Raw genomic sequence first — 15,176 nt, 5'->3', positions numbered from 1 at the left:
GTCAGCCGGATCTCGCGACGTCAGCGGAGGCGGTCCTCACCCGATGGGCAGCCCCTCCAGCACGCCCAGGATCCCGAGCAGGCCCGCTCGCTTCGGGTCGCCCGACGTCATGTGCGCGGCCGGACGCGGCTCCGGCAGGGCCGGGCAGGTCGTGTCCCGGCGCGGCAGCGTGCCGTCCCGCAGGTACGCGGCCAGGTATCCGTCCAGGCACTTGTTGCCCGCCAGCGACACCCCGTGGTTGCCGCCGCCCTCCAGCACCATGCGGGCGCGCGGGAAGCTCCGTGCCATCTGCAGGGCCCCCTGGTACGGGGTCGCCGCGTCGTGCCGCGACTGCAGCATGAGGAACGGCGGCAGCTTCCGCGACGCGTGCACCTTCACCGGCGTGCCGCCCCGCACCGGCCAGAACGCGCAGGGCGCGTTGAACCAGGCGTTCGGCCAGGTCAGGAACGGCGCCTCGCGGTGCAGGGCCTTCATGTCGGCCCGCCACGTGTCCCACTTTCGCGGCCAGCGGGCATCGCGGCACTGGACGCCCAGGTAGATGGCGTAGCCGTTCTCGTCGGCCGCGTCGTTCTTGCCGTGCTTGTTGTAGATCTCCACGAGCCCCCTGACGTCGCCCTGCCGCACGTACGAGGACCACGCCTGGGCGAACTGCGGCCACACCTTGTCGCTGTAACCGGCCACCGTGAAGGTGTCGTCGAGCTCGCTCGGCCCCACCACGCCCCCGGCCGGCTTCGCGCGCAGCCGGTCACGCATCGCGTAGTAGGCGAACGAGGTCTGCTTCTGCGTCGCGCCCAGCTTGTAGGCGTCGTGGTGCCGCGCGGTCCAGGCCAGGAACTGGCGGTGCCGGTGCTCGAACGCGCGGTCCTGCTTGAGGTTCGAGTCGTACCAGACGCCGGTGGGATCGACGGAGCTGTCCATCACCAGGCGCTTGACGCGCGTCGGGAAGAGGGTGGCGTAGACGGCGCCGAGGTAGGTGCCGTACGAGTAGCCGAGGTAGCTGATCTTCTCCTCGCCCAGGGCGGCGCGGATGGCGTCCATGTCCCGGGCGGAGTTCTCGGTGGTCAGGTGCGGCAGGAACCATGACCAGAGCTGGCCGCAGCGGGAGGCGTACCCGGCGGCGCGGGCGAGCAGCGCCTTCTCCTCGGCCTTGCCGTGCGGCACCGCGTCGGGCCTCGGGGCCTTGTAGTACGTGGCCGGGTCCACGCAGTGCACGGACGGCTGGCTCGCGCCGACACCTCGGGGGTCGAACCCGATGATGTCGTAGCGTTCGGACACGTCCGCGGGCAGCGACGTGGCCACGTACTCGGTCAGGTCCCGCCCCGACGAGCCCGGCCCGCCCGGGTTGACGAGCAGCGTCCCGAGGTGGTTGGCGTCCCTGGAGACCTTGGCCCTGATCCGGTTGAGCGCGATCTTGATCTGCTGCCCCATGGGCTCGCGGTAGTCGAGCGGCACGCGTACGGTGGCGCACTCCAGAGCCGCCGAGGCCGTCTTGCCCGCCACCTTCGGGCAGGCCCCCCACACCACAGGCGCCTTCCTGCCGGCCACCGCCGTCCCGTCCGCAGTCGCGACCCCGGCGACGAGCATCACCAGCCCGGCGACAACCCCCATAACCCGCTTCACCGAGTCCCCTTCCTTGTCATAGGCCTTGAGATGCTCCCGCGAGCGACGGGGTCGTGACGGTGAGTATGGGGAAATGCTTGCCGTTCCGTGATGCCGCCATGGCTCGGTGCCTTCTTTCACCTAATTTCCGATACTTTCGGCGCTCCACCCGCTCATCACCACAGCACACGGGCGTGCCGCTCGTCCGTGACGCCGAAAGTTTCGAGAAATCATTGACATATTTCGAGGGCCTTCTCAGACTGATCGCCAGCACCCCACCTCTCGGAAGGGAGAGCGCCGTGATGATCGGCCGGGCCCGCACCAAACTCCGCACACTGGCCATGGCGACGACACTCTCGATCGCCGTCTTCGGCGCGACGACCGTCGCGACCACCCGGGCCGCCACGGCGGCGGCAGGAGTCGAGGACGAGGGCGCCGACTGCGCCGTGCCCGCCCTGCCCGACGCGGGCTCCTTACCCACCGTCTCCCGGCTCCCCGACCCCTTCACCAGGCTGAACGGCACCCGCATCACCGCCAAGGCCGACTGGCGCTGCCGCCGCCAGGAGATCAAGAAGCTGGCGGAGAAGTTCGTGTACGGCGAGAAGCCCGCCAAGCCGGCCAGCGTCACCGGCACGGTCTCCAGGACCGGCATCACCGTGAACGTCTCCCACAACGGCCGCAGCGCGAGCTTCTCCGCCGGGCTGGACCTGCCGAGCGGCACCGGCCCGTTCCCCGCCGTGGTCGTCCTGGGCGGGCTCGGCGCCGACACCGCCACCATCAAGGCGGCCGGCGCCGCCGTCATCAGCTACGACCCGCTCGCCGTCGGCCGCGAGGGCACCCCGCGTACCAGCAAGCAGGGCGCCTTCTACACCATCTACGGCGCCTCCAGCAGCACCGGCATCCTGGCCGCCTGGGCGTGGGGCGTCAGCCGGATCATCGACGTCATCGAGCAGTCGGGCGGCGGCGTCCTGCGCGCCGACGCCACCGGCGTCACCGGCTGCTCCCGCTACGGCAAGGGCGCCTTCGTCGTCGGCGCCTTCGACCAGCGCATCGCCCTGACCATGCCCATCGAGTCCGGCAGCGGCGGCGTGGCCGCGTTCCGCTCCATCCCCGGCGAGAGCGGCGCCCAGCCCCTGAGCAGCGCCTACTCGGAGCAGCCGTGGCTCGGCGACGCGTTCGGCTCCTTCACCGGCAGCCCCGGCCGGCTGCCCGTGGACACCCACGCGGTCATCGGCATGATCGCCCCGCGCGGCCTGTTCATCATGGACAACCCGCACATCGACTGGCTCGCCGCCCGATCCGCGAGCGTCGCCGCCCTGGGCGGCGCCGAGATCTACAAGGCGCTGGGCGCCGGCGGCAACATCACGTACTGGTCGGACGTCCAGGACGGCACCCACTGCGCCACCCGCCCGGAATGGCGCACCCCCCTCCAGCAGAACATCCAGAAGTTCCTCCTGAACACCGGCGCCGCCACCGGCACGATGCGCATCGCGTCGAGCAAGAGCGGCAACCTCGCCGAGTGGCGCGACTGGACCACCCCCACCCTCACCGACGGCGGCACCGACACCACCGCCCCCACCGCGCCCGGCACCCTCACCGCCTCGGCGACCACCTCCACCAGCACCACCCTCACCTGGACCGCCTCGACAGACGACACCGGCGTGACCGGCTACGACATCCTCCGCGCCCCCGGCACGACGGGCGGCACCTTCACCCAGGCAGGCACCTCGACCACCACCACGTACACCGACACCGGCCTCGCCCCGAACACCGCCTACCGCTACCAGGTCAGAGCCCGGGACGCCGCCGGCAACACCTCCCCCGCCTCCCCCACGACCCAGATCACCACCCAGCCCGGCCCCGCGACCGGCACCTGCACCGCCACCGGTACCGTCCAGACCCAGTGGCCGACCGGCTACGTCATCCAGCCCCTCACGATCACCAACACCGGCACCTCCCCCATCACGAGCTGGACCGTCACCTTCACCCTCCCGGCCGGCCACACCCTGACCGGCTCCTGGAACGGCACGGTCACCACCAGCGGCCAGACCGTCACCATCAAGAACGTCGCCCACAACGGCACGATCGCGGCGGGCGCCGCCAACAGCACGGCCGGTTTCCAGGTGTCCCGCCCCAACGGCACCACCTCACTCCCGTCCGGCTACACCTGCGCCTGACGCCGACCTCCCGGCCCGCCTCCTCGATCAGGTCACAGAGCCCCGGGCCCAGCTCATCCCCGCCATGCGCAACGCGAGCTCGGCCCGGGAGTCGAGGACGAGAGGCGGCACCCGGCCGAACACCTGGGCGCGGCCGGCGAGCAATGCCCGTATGCGAGTGACCGCCGCGACATCGCTGCCCCTGCGCCGCGGCGACGACCCGCTCACGCTCGTCGGGATCCCGAGCCTCGGGCTGATGGACGGATCCCCGTTACTCCGCCCTCTGTTGTTGTCTCGGGCCGCGGCACGTGCTGCGGGCAGCGCCGCCCCCGGTGGCTCGCCGCCCAGACCGAAGTGGAGGGGACACAAGGGGTGGGCCCGGGTTCGGGCCCACCCCAGCGGGTGCGGCTAGCCGACCGTGACCGTGGGGCCGGTGGGCTCGTCGTCGAGGTCGACCTCGACGCCCATCTCCTCCGCCAGCCGCAGCGCCTCTTCGATCAGCGTCTCGACGATCTGCGACTCGGGGACGGTCTTGATGACCTCGCCCTTGACGAAGATCTGGCCCTTGCCGTTGCCGGAGGCGACGCCGAGGTCGGCCTCGCGGGCCTCGCCGGGGCCGTTGACGACGCAGCCCATGACGGCCACGCGCAGCGGCACCTTCATGCCCTCCAGGCCGGCCTGGACCTGGTCGGCGAGGGTGTAGACGTCGACCTGGGCGCGGCCGCAGGACGGGCAGGAGACGATCTCCAGGCCGCGCTCCCGGAGGCCGAGCGACTCCAGGATCTGGGTGCCGACCTTGACCTCCTCGACCGGCGGGGCCGACAGGGAGACGCGGATGGTGTCGCCGATGCCCTCGGCGAGCAGGGCGCCGAAGGCGACGGCGGACTTGATGGTGCCCTGGAAGGCCGGGCCGGCCTCGGTGACGCCGAGGTGGAGCGGGTAGTCGCACTGGGCGGCGAGCTGGCGGTAGGCGTTGATCATCACGACCGGGTCGTTGTGCTTGACCGAGATCTTGATGTCGCGGAAGCCGTGCTCCTCGAACAGGGAGCACTCCCACAGCGCCGACTCGACCAGCGCCTCGGGGGTGGCCTTGCCGTACTTCTCCAGCAGGCGCTTGTCGAGGGAGCCGGCGTTGACGCCGATGCGGATGGGGATGCCGGCGTCGGAGGCGGCGCGGGCGATCTCGCCGACCTTGTCGTCGAATTTCTTGATGTTTCCGGGGTTGACCCGGACGGCGGCGCAGCCCGCGTCGATGGCCGCGAACACGTACTTCGGCTGGAAGTGGATGTCGGCGATCACGGGGATCTGCGACTTCTTGGCGATGATGGGCAGCGCGTCGGCGTCGTCTTGGGACGGCACCGCCACCCGGACGATCTGGCAGCCCGAGGCGGTCAGCTCGGCGATCTGCTGCAAGGTGGCGTTGACGTCGGCGGTGACCGTCGTCGTCATCGACTGCACCGACACGGGGGCGTCGCCGCCCACGGGCACGCTGCCGACCATGATCTGGCGGGAGTGGCGGCGTTGGGCGAGCGGCTTGGGGCGTACCGTCGGGATGCCGAGAGCTACAGAAGTCATTTCAACCCTTACTGTGACGACGCTTTCCAGTTTAGGTAGCTAGCGGGACTGCCCGGCTGTGAGTTCGGCCGCACGGGCGCGAGCCCAGGCGTCGGCCGCCAGCACCTCTTCGACGGAGTCGGCGGGAGTCACCTGGTGCTCCTCGACGACCTTGGCCACGGTGTCGACGATGGCCAGGAACGGCAGCCCGCGCCGAAGGAACGCGTCGAGGCAGACCTCGTTGGCGGCGTTGTAGACGGCGGGTGCGGTGCCGCCCTCGCCGCCCACGTGCCTGGCCAGCGCGACCGCGGGGAACGCCAGGTCGTCGAGCGGCTCGAACGTCCAGGTGTGCGCCTTGGCCCAGTCGATGGGCCGCGCGGCGCCCGGCACGCGCCTGGGGTGGCTGAGCGCGAGGGCGATCGGCAGCCGCATGTCGGGCGGGCTGGCCTGGGCGATGGTGGAGCCGTCGACGTACTCGACCATGGAGTGGATGATCGACTGGGGGTGGACGACGACTTCGATGCGGTCGAAGCCGAGATCGTAGAGCAGGTGTGCCTCGATCACCTCGAGGCCCTTGTTGACCAGGTTCGCGGAGTTGACCGTGATGTAGGGGCCCATCGACCAGGTGGGGTGGGCCAGGGCCATCTCGGGGGTGACGTCGGCCATCTCCTCGCGTTTCATGCCCCTAAACGGCCCGCCGCTGGCGGTGATCACGAGCTGCTTGACGCTCGACGGGTCGTAGCCCTCGGGCCCGGCGGCCCACAGGCACTGCAGCACCGCCGAGTGCTCGGAGTCGACCGGGAGCAGCTGCCCCGGCCGGGCCAGCCGCTTGACCAGCGGCCCGCCGATGATCAGCGACTCCTTGTTGGCCAGCGCCAGCGACCTGCCCGCCTCCAGGGCGACGAGCGTGGAGGTGAGGCCGAGCGCGCCGGTGATGCCGTTGAGCACCACGTCGCACTGCCACGCGGCCACCTCGGCGACCCCCTCCGGGCCGCCCAGCACCGTGGGCGCGACGCCGTGCGCGGCCAGCGCGTCCTTCAGCGCGGGGACGGCCGTGGCGTCGGCCACCGCCACCGCCTCGGCGCCGAACCGCGCCGCCTGCGCGGCCAGCAGCTCGACCCTGCCGCCCCCCGCCGCGAGCGCGGCGACCTTGAAGCCGCCGGGGTTGCCGGCGATGACGTCGAGGGCCTGGGTGCCGATCGAGCCGGTGGAGCCGAGCACGACGACGGAGCGGAGGGTCTGTTCATGCACGTGTCCATTGTCCCCGCTGTACGGCGCACTCGGGCACGCGGGACCCGTCGCCGCAAAATTCCCCCACTTTTGTGACGCCCGGGAATGCAGGGAGTTTATGCCGGAATATCGTCATATCGGCATGCGCGTATCTTGAGATATTCGCATATTGCGGCAGCCATCCTCCGGCTCCCACCTGCGGGTTTGGGAGGTTCGTAATGCCGCGAGCGCCGGCGCGTGAACGCACTCCGCCAAAGCGCCCCCGGGCGCGGCGCGAGCGCCGGCAAGCCGATCGGTCGCGCCACCCATAATTCAGTGAACGGCTTCAATCACCACAAACCGCCCATGCACCCCGAGCAATTTACCGAAAGTAGTCACAAGAACACAACTCGTGGTGCACACTCGGGGGCCATGACCTTGAGCACCCCCCTGCTTGCGGCGGCGCCGCTCCTAGCGGGGCTGATCGGCCCCACGCTTCTCGGCGCGGCACCCGGCCGCCAGCAGGCCGACCCACCGGCCGCCCCCGTGCACACGGCGGCCCGGCGGAGTGACATCGTCGAGCATGTCGCCGCGCGTACCGCCGCCGACCACCGGCGCGTGCTCGACTACTGGACGCCCGAGCGCATGGCCAAGGCCCTGCCGATCGGCCTGCTCGGCATCGTGACCGACGTGACCGACGTGACCGACGGCGGCGACCTGCTGGGCGGCGTCACGGGCGGCCAGGGCGTGCGCACCGCCCCGAGCCTGACGGGCAAGAAGGCCGACCTGTCGCTGCCGCGCAAGCTCATGGGCTCGCACCACCTGACCGCGGCCAGGCCCGACACCAGCACGATCGGCTCCCGGTGGATCACCGGCGGCGCCGTGGCGCGCACCACGGGCCGGGTGTTCCTGACGGTGGCGGGGGCCGACTTCGTCTGCTCGGCGAGCACGGTGCGCAGCGCCAACAAGGACGTCGTGGTCACCGCCGGCCACTGCGTCAAGGACGGCGCCGGCGAGTGGGCGGCGAACTGGACGTTCGTCCCCGGCTACGGCACCAGTGGCCTGCGCCCGTACGGCCAGTACACGGCCCGCCGCATGTTCGTGGCCGGGCCCTGGTCGCGCAGCGGCGACGACAACTACGACGTCGGCATGGTCGCCCTCGGCACCTCGCACGGCAGGCACGTGGCCGACGTGGTGGGCACGCAGGAGATCGCCTTCAACGGCGGCCGGGGCGGGCAGGCGTTCGGCTTCGGCTATCCCGCCGACCCGCCGTACGACGGGGACCACCTGGTCTACTGCGCGGGCCGCCTGAAGAACGACCCGTACGGCCAGACCCGCGACCAGGGCCTCGGCTGCGACATGACGGCGGGCGCCAGCGGCGGGCCGTGGATGACGGGGTTCGACACGGCCGGCGGCAAGGGCACGATCACGTCGCTGAGCAGCTTCAAGTACAGCGACGACCAGCGCACGATGTACGGCCCGTACTTCGGCGACGCGATCAAGGCCCTCTTCGAGACGGCACAGCGCGCCTGACCGGAGACGGCGCAGCGCGCCTGACCGTCAGTGAGCCCGGGCGTCCTGAAGACCGCAAGACGCCCGGAGCCGTTTCAGAGCGTCAGACCGGTCAGCACCATGACCTTCTCGTAGGTGTAGTCCTCCATCGCCGAGCGCAGCCCCTCGCGGCCGATCCCGGAGTCCTTGACCCCGCCGTACGGCATCTGGTCGGCCCGGTACGACGGCACGTCGCCGATGATCACCCCGCCCACCTCCAGCTCCCGGTTGGCGCGGAAGGCGGCGTCGAGCGACCGGGTGAACACGCCGGCCTGCAGCCCGTACTTGGAGTCGTTGACCATCGCGTACGCCTCGTCGATCGAGGCGGCCGGCTGCAGAATCATGACGGGCCCGAACACCTCCTCGCACGCCACCTTGGCGTCGTGCGGGACGTCGGCCAGCACGGTCGGGGCCACGGTGGCGCCCTGCCGGGTGCCGCCGGCCAGCACCTTGGCGCCGGCGTCGACGGCTTCGCGCACCCACTGCTCGACCCGCTCGGCGGCGGCCTCGGAGACCAGCGGGCCGACCTGGGTCTTCTCGTCGGCGGGGTCGCCGGTGACGAGGGCGGACACGGCGGGCAGCAGGCGCTCGACGAACGCGTCGTACACGGGCCGCTCGACGATCACCCGCTGGACGGCGATGCAGCTCTGCCCGGCCTGGTAGTTGGAGTAGAGGGCGATGCGCTGGGCGGCCCAGTCGAGGTCGGCGTCGGCGAGCACGACGGCGGCGGCGTTGCCGCCCAACTCCAGCGTGACGTGCTTGCGCGGCACCTGGTCGGCGATGGCGTAGCCGACGGGCGCGGAGCCGGTGAACGACACGACCGGCAGCCGCGGGTCGTGGACGAGGGCGGAGGCGCGCTCGTTCTCGATGGGCAGCACCGAGAACATGCCGGCGGGCAGGTCGGTCTCGGCGAGGATCTCGCCGAGCAGCAGTGACGACAGCGGCGTGGCGGGGGCGGGCTTGACGATGACGGGGGCGCCGACGGCGATGGCGGGGGCGACCTTGTGGGCGACCAGGTTCAGCGGGAAGTTGAACGGGGTGATCGCCAGCACGGGCCCCTTGGGGACGCGGGAGACGTAGGCCAGGCGCCCGGCGGCGGCCGGCTCGGTGTCGAGCCGCTGCACGCCGCCGGACCAGCGGCGGGTCTCCTCGGCGGCGAAGCGGAAGGTGGCGACGGCGCGCGCGACCTCGCCGCGGGCCCACACGATGGGCTTGCCGTTCTCGGCGGTGATGAGGTGGGCGATCTCGTCGGCCCGCTCGGCGATCCGGCGCGAGACGTGGGCGAGGGCCTCGGCCCGTACGTGGACGGGCAGCGCGGCGGCCTGCCCCGCGACGGCTGCGGCGGCGGCGACGGCCTCCTCGATCTGCGCGTCGGTCGGCACGGAGTGCCTGCCGACCTCGCGGCCGTCGTGGGGGTTGGTGACGGTGAGCTCGGTGTCCCCGGTCGCGGCGCGGCCGGCCAGCCAGAAGGTACGCACGTCCATGTCACCGACGTTATGCCAAAGCGTGGACCGGGGATTCACACCACGATGCACAACACTCCCGCGAGGGCTCACCGTTAAGTACAAGCCCCGTTGTATACCCATGATGTAACAGAAGTAGACCCAATTCGGGATGTTTACCATGCGGAGTGGTTTGAGCGATCTCCGCTATGGCTAAGTCACCGGGTGCGGGTCTCCAGCGCGGCGGGCCCCCGATCAGAAAGGCGTGGGCCCCGTGACCGAACAACGTGAGGTCACAAGGACGCAGAGTTCCTTGGCCACCAGGGAGGTCTCATGACCTCGGCGCCTCTGGGGCTGCAGGGCGCCTACCTCATGGGTGAGCGCGCCGGCCACGACGAGCTGCGCTCCCGCCTCCTCGACGTCGCGGTCAACCTGCTGCGCACCGACGGCCCCGAGAGCCTGACCATGCGCCGCATCGCGGCCGAGGCGGGCTGCACGACGACCGTCATCTACACCATGTTCGGCAACAGGGAGGGCCTGGCGGAGGCGCTCTATCTGGAGGGGTTCGAGCGCTTCCGCCGCTTCCTGGAGGCGGTGCCGCAGCGCCGCGACCCGCTGGAGCAGTTGCACGCGTTGGGCCCCGCCTACCGGCAGGCGTGCCTGTCGGAGCCCGGCTACTACAGCCTCATGTTCGAGCGCGCGATCCCCGGCTTCGAGCCCAGCGAGCGCGCCCGGACGCTGGCCCGCGCCGCCCTGAACATCCTCGACCGCGTCATCGCCGACTGCATCTCGGCCGGCTACCTGATCCCGACCCAGCCGCGCAAGATCGCCGACGCGCTGTGGGCGGCCGCCCAGGGGGCGATCTCCCTGGAGCGGGCCGGGCACCTGCGCGACGGGCGCACGTACGAGGCGGTGACCACGGCGGTCATCTGCTGCTACCTCGTCGAGAAGCAGAAGTAGCCGAGCCTCTGGCCACCTCCAGCGCCAGCCACAGCTCCGCGCGCGTGCCGGGGTCGTCGAGGTCGCGGCCGAGCAGCTCGGCGACGCGCCGCATCCGGTAGCGCAGCGTGTGGCGGTGCACGCCGAGCTGCTGCGCCGCCGCGTCCCAGTGGCCGTTGCTGTCCAGGTACGCGTGCAGCGACGCCACCAGGTCGGCCCGGGAGCCGTACGTGGTGAGCGGGGCGAGGACGGCGGCCGCGAACGCCTGGGCGGCGGCCGGGTCCAGCAGGCCGAGCAGGCCCTGCCCGCTCAGCTCCCCGAACCTGACGAGCCTCCCCCTGCCGCGGGTGCGGCCCCGTGCCGCTTCCAGGGCACGCCCGGCCTGGTCGAGCGCGTTGCCCAGGCCGGTCGCGCCGAGGTCGCACGGCAGGCTGACGCCCACCGGCGCCCGCGCGCCCAGCGCCACCTCCTCGGCCGCGCTCTCGGGCACGAGCGCGACGGCGACCTCCTCGGCCCGCCCTCCGTACGGGCCGAGCAGCGCGGCGAAGGCGTGCGTGCCGAAGGCGTCGAGGGCCGGCGGGTCCGCGGCGAGCGCCACGACCGGCGGCTCGGGCAGGCGCCCGCCCAGCGCGCCCAGGACGGCGCCGGCCGGCTCGCGCTCCCCCGCCAGCAGCAGCTCCAGCACCGCCGTGCGGACGTGGCGCTCGGCGGCGAGCTGGGCCCGGCCCTGCTCCATGGCCAGCGTGAGGAGGGAGCCGGCCGCGTTGATCACGGTGTGGGTGACGGGGGTGAAGGCGTGCGGGGCGCCGACGGCGAAGAAGCCGCGCGGACGCGCCCCGCCGCCGAGCGGCTGCACCACGACGTGCTCCCCGGGCCCGGAAAGCGCCAGACTGGCCGGCAACCGGTCTCCACCGCCGACGTCCGAAGGGCGGCCGCGGCGGCGCGCGAGCTCGGCCGCGACCAGGGCCGTGTTCGCGCCGTGCGTCGCGTGCCGGACCTCACCGGACTCCTCCAGCAGCGCGGCCCAGCCGCCGACCTCCTTGGCGAGCCGGTCGATGACGGCGTGCACGCCCTCCGGCCGCAGGGCCGCCCGCGTCAGCCGGCCCTGGGCGGCGAAGGCGCGGCTGATCTCCTCGTACTGCTCGGCCGCCAGCAGCTCGCTGACCGCCTTGCCGACCGCGATGAACGGCGTCTCGCGCGGCACCTCGAACAGCGGCAGCCCGGCCGACTCGGCGGCCTCGGCGAGGGCGGGCGGCACCTCCTCGTGCGAGACGCCGACGCCGAACCCGAGCCCGGCCACCCCCCGGTGCACGAGGCGGCCCACGTAGCCGGTCAGGTCGCCCTCCATCCGCAGGCCGGTGGTGAGCAGCAGCTCCCCGCCTTCGAGGTACGGTGTCGGGTCCGAGAGCTCGCTGACCGCGACCCAGCGCACGGCGGCGTCCAGCACCCCCGGGCGCGTGGTGCCGGCGACCGGCCGGAGGCTCATGCGGCGCGCGACGGTCTGGAGCGAAGGCGGCATGAGAAGTTTGTCCATTCCGGCAAAGATGAGTACTCCCAGTGTGACATATCGACGTATCGGACCTGGTGGGAGGCCGCCGTACCGTCGGAGCCATGAGCATTCCCCAGGAGCGGCGCGTCGTGACCGCGATCCCAGGCCCGAAGTCCCAGGAATTGCTGGCCCGCAAGCAGGCGGCCGTCCCGCCCGGCATCGGCACCACGCTGCCGGTGTTCGTCACCCGCGCCGGCGGCGGCGTGGTGCAGGACGCCGACGGGAACTCGCTCATCGACTTCGGCTCCGGCATCGCCGTGACGAACGTGGGCAACGCCGCCCCCAGGGTCGTCGAGCGCGTCCAGAAGCAGGTTGCCGACTTCACGCACACCTGCTTCATGGTCACGCCGTACGAGTCGTACGTGCAGGTCTGCGAGAAGCTGAACGAGCTGACGCCGGGTGACCACGACAAGCGCACGTTCCTGGTGAACTCGGGCGCCGAGGCCGTGGAGAACGCCGTCAAGATCGCCCGGCACGCCACCGGCCGCCAGGGTGTCGTGGTGTTCGACCACGGCTACCACGGCCGCACGCTGCTCACGATGACGCTGACGGCCAAGAACATGCCGTACAAGCAGGGTTTCGGCCCGTTCGCGCCGGAGGTCTACCGGGTGCCGCTGGCCTACCCGTTCCGCTGGCCGACCGGCCCGGAGAACTGCGCGGAGGAGGCCGCCGAGCAGGCCATCGACCTGATCACCAAGCAGATCGGCGCCCAGAACGTGGCCGCCGTGGTGATCGAGCCGATCGCGGGCGAGGGCGGCTTCATCGTGCCGGCCAGGGGGTTCCTGCCGCGGATCGCGGAGTTCTGCCGGGCGAACGGGATCGTGTTCGTGGCCGACGAGGTGCAGACGGGCTTCGCGCGGACGGGGACGCTGTTCGCCTGCGAGGACGAGGGCGTCGTCCCGGACATCATCACCACCGCCAAGGGCATCGCGGGCGGCCTGCCGCTGGCCGCTGTGACGGGCCGCGCGGAGATCATGGACAGGGTGCACGTCGGCGGCCTCGGCGGCACGTACGGCGGCAACCCGCTCGCGTGCGAGGCCGCGCTGGGCGTGCTGGAGACGATCGAGGCGGAGGACCTGGTCGCCAAGGCACGCCGGATCGGCGAGGTCATGCTGCCCCGGCTGGAGGCGCTCAAGGAGCGTTTCGACGTGATCGGCGATGTGCGCGGGCGCGGCGCGATGATCGCGATCGAGCTGGTCGAGCCGGGCACCAAGGAGCCGAACCCGACCGCCGTCCAGGAGGTCGTCAAGCGCTGCCACGCGGAGGGCCTGCTGGTGCTGACGGCCGGCACGTACGGCAACGTGCTGCGCTTCCTGCCGCCGCTCGTGATCCCGGAGCACCTGCTGGAGGAGGGTCTGGGGATCCTGGAGAAGGCGATCGCCGAGCTCTAGGCGGCACTAGGTGAAAACCAACCAAACGGGCATCCAGCTTGGGCTGGATGCCCGTTTTTGTGGTGTAAACGGCCCCATCCGGGTAGAGAATTCACCCTGACTTGACGCTCAGCTGGACGCTCACGGCCTCGGTCAGGGTTATAACGGTTGCGACATACGGTGGGGCGATGGCAGCTGGGAGCGTGATGAACTGGGGTCCGACCAGATCGGCGCGGAGTATGTTGACGTTCGACCCTGAGGGCCTGACCTGGGCCCAGCGCGACGGCGACGCCTGCGTCGTCTGCCACAAGAGGTGGCCGCGGCCACGCGTGCGCGTGGGCCGCCTGCCCGACGACTCCGCGGTGCTCGCCTGCGCCGACTGCGCCGAGGCGCTGCTGCCCGAGCCCATGGCCACGGTCGTGGCCTTCCCTTCCCGGTAGACGGCCCCTCCCGCCGGCGGACGCGGCGGCGCCCCGGGACCGGGGGGAAGGCCCGGGGCGCCTCTCGACGGCCACGCCCGGCGGGGGGACGGACGGGCCCGTGGCATCAGCTCCGCGCGGACCGGTTCACTTGCGCAACGCGTTCCACCTATCGGCCCAGACGCGATAATCAAGACATTCCCCGTCCTCGGCCCCGCAACCCCCGGGCGGCCGCACGGCGAACTCCACCCGGTCGAGCCGCTTCGGCTCCCCCACCCCGTACGTCTCGCACATCGCCCTGGCCCGCCCCTTGCACGCCTTGGAGTTGGCGGGCGCCATGCCCACCCACGCGGCGGCGTCACGCTGCGCGTTGGCCGCCGTCACCCAGTTGAGCCACCGGTAGGCACAGGTGGTGTCGGGGACGTGCGCGCCCAGCAGCCACGAGTCGACCCAGCCGGTCGCGCGCGGCGCCGGGAAGGTCTTGACCGGGATGCCGGCCTGCTGCAGGAGCAGGCGATAGTACGGGGTGACCTGCGCGTAGTCGAGCGCCCCCGTGGCGAACCCCTTGACCAGGTCGATCGGGTTCTGCCAGTAGACGCGCTCCTTGTTGCGCTCCAGCAGCGCCATCGCCTTGCCGAGCGCGGCCTCGTCCAGCTCGTACGGCTCCTTCGCCGACCCGTCGGCCAGGGCCGCGTCCGCGATCGTCAGCGGCGTGTCCTTGAGCGCGGCCCGCGGGGAGGAGAAGACCTGCTCCAGCCCGCCGCCCCTGACCCGGGAGGAGTCGTAGACGAACTCGTGGTAGGCCCACAGGTACGGCACCCCGTACGCCTTGCCCGACACCGTCGTCATGTCGCGGAAGCGCTCGGCGAGGTCCTTGTAGTCGCTGACCTTGGCCGGGTCGATGGGCTGCACCTGCTTGGCCGCGATCAGGTCGGCGGCCAGCACGGGCCCGGCGGTGATGACGTCGTACTGCCGCTGGGTGACCCTGGTGGCCATCTCCTCGGCGGTCTGGACGGCGTCGAGGCGGGCGATGCGGCAGCCCGTCTCCTTCTCGAAGTTGCCCACCCAGTTGACCTTGGGGCTGACGCCGCCGTACTCGGCGTAGCCCCGGTAGGTGAGGATCTGCAGCGTGCCGTCGCTCTGCGTCGCCGTCGGGGTGGGCGTGGGCGTGGGCGTCGGCTTCGGCGTGGCCGAGAGCTTGACCGTGAGGGTGGGCCGTGGCTCGGAGGTCGCCGACGGCGCCGGGTCCGTCACCGCACCGGTGCCGGCCACCAGCGCCGTCGCGGCGAGCGCCAGGGCGAAAGTACGGCGGCGATTCACGTTGTCCCCCCTTGTCCGTCTGCTGGAGCTTACCGGTGTCAGGACCTGGGGGGACGCCGCCCGCGCTC

At 71.8% G+C, this 15,176-nt stretch carries 11 protein-coding genes; 5 read left to right on the top strand and 6 right to left on the bottom strand.

From position 1 onward, the window contains the following. Window positions 1–36: 36 nt before the first annotated feature. On the bottom strand, window positions 37–1,608 hold the full coding sequence (locus HCN51_RS33860) for an alpha/beta hydrolase (protein ID WP_168015183.1): 1,572 nt from the start codon (window positions 1,606–1,608) through the stop codon (window positions 37–39). A gap of 293 nt (window positions 1,609–1,901) precedes the next feature. Between HCN51_RS33860 and HCN51_RS60085 the strand changes: the two genes are divergently transcribed. Further along, window positions 1,902–3,776, top strand: a complete 1,875-nt coding sequence (locus tag HCN51_RS60085) for a glucuronyl esterase domain-containing protein (RefSeq protein WP_168015395.1) — start codon at window positions 1,902–1,904, stop codon at window positions 3,774–3,776. Window positions 3,777–4,163: 387 nt separating this feature from the next. Here HCN51_RS60085 and ispG read toward each other — a convergent pair whose 3' ends face one another. Both ispG and dxr read right to left on the bottom strand, forming a co-directional pair. Further along, window positions 4,164–5,330, bottom strand: a complete 1,167-nt coding sequence (gene ispG, locus HCN51_RS33850; protein ID WP_168015181.1) for a flavodoxin-dependent (E)-4-hydroxy-3-methylbut-2-enyl-diphosphate synthase — start codon at window positions 5,328–5,330, stop codon at window positions 4,164–4,166. Between the two features lie 39 nt (window positions 5,331–5,369). Next, the gene (gene dxr / locus HCN51_RS33845) at window positions 5,370–6,560 is read right to left on the bottom strand and encodes a 1-deoxy-D-xylulose-5-phosphate reductoisomerase (RefSeq protein ID WP_168015179.1); all 1,191 of its coding nucleotides are present in this window, start codon (window positions 6,558–6,560) and stop codon (window positions 5,370–5,372) included. 390 nt (window positions 6,561–6,950) lie between these two features. On the opposite strand from dxr, the gene HCN51_RS33840 reads away from it, so the two are divergent. Then, entirely contained in the window at window positions 6,951–8,051 is a 1,101-nt protein-coding gene (locus HCN51_RS33840) for a trypsin-like serine peptidase (protein WP_206068200.1), read from the top strand. Window positions 8,052–8,125: 74 nt separating this feature from the next. Here the strand turns inward: HCN51_RS33840 and HCN51_RS33835 are convergent, their stop codons facing one another. Next, window positions 8,126–9,553 carry an aldehyde dehydrogenase family protein gene (locus tag HCN51_RS33835; RefSeq protein ID WP_168015177.1) on the bottom strand — a complete coding sequence of 476 codons (1,428 nt, stop codon included), beginning with the start codon at window positions 9,551–9,553 and terminating at the stop codon, window positions 8,126–8,128. Between the two features lie 291 nt (window positions 9,554–9,844). Here HCN51_RS33835 and HCN51_RS33830 point away from each other — a divergent pair, with 291 nt between their 5' ends. After that, window positions 9,845–10,471, top strand: a complete 627-nt coding sequence (locus HCN51_RS33830; protein WP_080042249.1) for a TetR/AcrR family transcriptional regulator — start codon at window positions 9,845–9,847, stop codon at window positions 10,469–10,471. On the opposite strand, the gene HCN51_RS33825 is transcribed toward HCN51_RS33830, so the two are convergent. Continuing rightward, window positions 10,437–11,984 (bottom strand): PucR family transcriptional regulator, encoded by a 1,548-nt coding sequence (locus HCN51_RS33825; protein WP_346433883.1) that lies wholly within the window; start codon window positions 11,982–11,984, stop codon window positions 10,437–10,439. The two genes, HCN51_RS33830 and HCN51_RS33825, sit on opposite strands and share 35 nt — an antisense overlap. A gap of 77 nt (window positions 11,985–12,061) precedes the next feature. On the opposite strand from HCN51_RS33825, the gene gabT reads away from it, so the two are divergent. Together gabT and HCN51_RS33815 are read left to right on the top strand one after the other, a co-directional pair. Continuing rightward, a complete protein-coding gene (gene gabT, locus HCN51_RS33820; protein WP_168015175.1) occupies window positions 12,062–13,390 on the top strand; it encodes a 4-aminobutyrate--2-oxoglutarate transaminase in 1,329 nt (442 codons plus the stop codon). A 218-nt stretch (window positions 13,391–13,608) separates the two neighbouring features. Further along, window positions 13,609–13,809 (top strand): hypothetical protein, encoded by a 201-nt coding sequence (locus tag HCN51_RS33815; RefSeq protein ID WP_080042252.1) that lies wholly within the window; start codon window positions 13,609–13,611, stop codon window positions 13,807–13,809. Between the two features lie 126 nt (window positions 13,810–13,935). Here the strand turns inward: HCN51_RS33815 and HCN51_RS33810 are convergent, their stop codons facing one another. Continuing rightward, a complete protein-coding gene (locus HCN51_RS33810) occupies window positions 13,936–15,108 on the bottom strand; it encodes an extracellular solute-binding protein (protein ID WP_168015173.1) in 1,173 nt (390 codons plus the stop codon). Between the last annotated feature and the right edge of the window lie 68 nt (window positions 15,109–15,176).

The organism is Nonomuraea composti (genome assembly GCF_012034275.1).
GTDB classification, from domain to species: domain Bacteria; phylum Actinomycetota; class Actinomycetes; order Streptosporangiales; family Streptosporangiaceae; genus Nonomuraea; species Nonomuraea composti.
Note: the sequence above shows the minus strand (reverse complement) of the source record. Positions and strands in the feature narration are given on the sequence as shown.

Coding starts and splice junctions, on each gene's coding strand:
- HCN51_RS33860 (WP_168015183.1), bottom strand. CDS start 1,608: ATGGGGGTTGTCGCCGGGCTGGTGATGCTCGTCGCCGGGGTCGCGACT.
- HCN51_RS33825 (WP_346433883.1), bottom strand. CDS start 11,984: ATGGACAAACTTCTCATGCCGCCTTCGCTCCAGACCGTCGCGCGCCGC.
- HCN51_RS33830 (WP_080042249.1), top strand. CDS start 9,845: ATGACCTCGGCGCCTCTGGGGCTGCAGGGCGCCTACCTCATGGGTGAG.
- HCN51_RS33835 (WP_168015177.1), bottom strand. CDS start 9,553: ATGGACGTGCGTACCTTCTGGCTGGCCGGCCGCGCCGCGACCGGGGAC.
- HCN51_RS33815 (WP_080042252.1), top strand. CDS start 13,609: ATGTTGACGTTCGACCCTGAGGGCCTGACCTGGGCCCAGCGCGACGGC.
- ispG (WP_168015181.1), bottom strand. CDS start 5,330: ATGACTTCTGTAGCTCTCGGCATCCCGACGGTACGCCCCAAGCCGCTC.
- HCN51_RS60085 (WP_168015395.1), top strand. CDS start 1,902: ATGATCGGCCGGGCCCGCACCAAACTCCGCACACTGGCCATGGCGACG.
- gabT (WP_168015175.1), top strand. CDS start 12,062: ATGAGCATTCCCCAGGAGCGGCGCGTCGTGACCGCGATCCCAGGCCCG.
- HCN51_RS33840 (WP_206068200.1), top strand. CDS start 6,951: ATGACCTTGAGCACCCCCCTGCTTGCGGCGGCGCCGCTCCTAGCGGGG.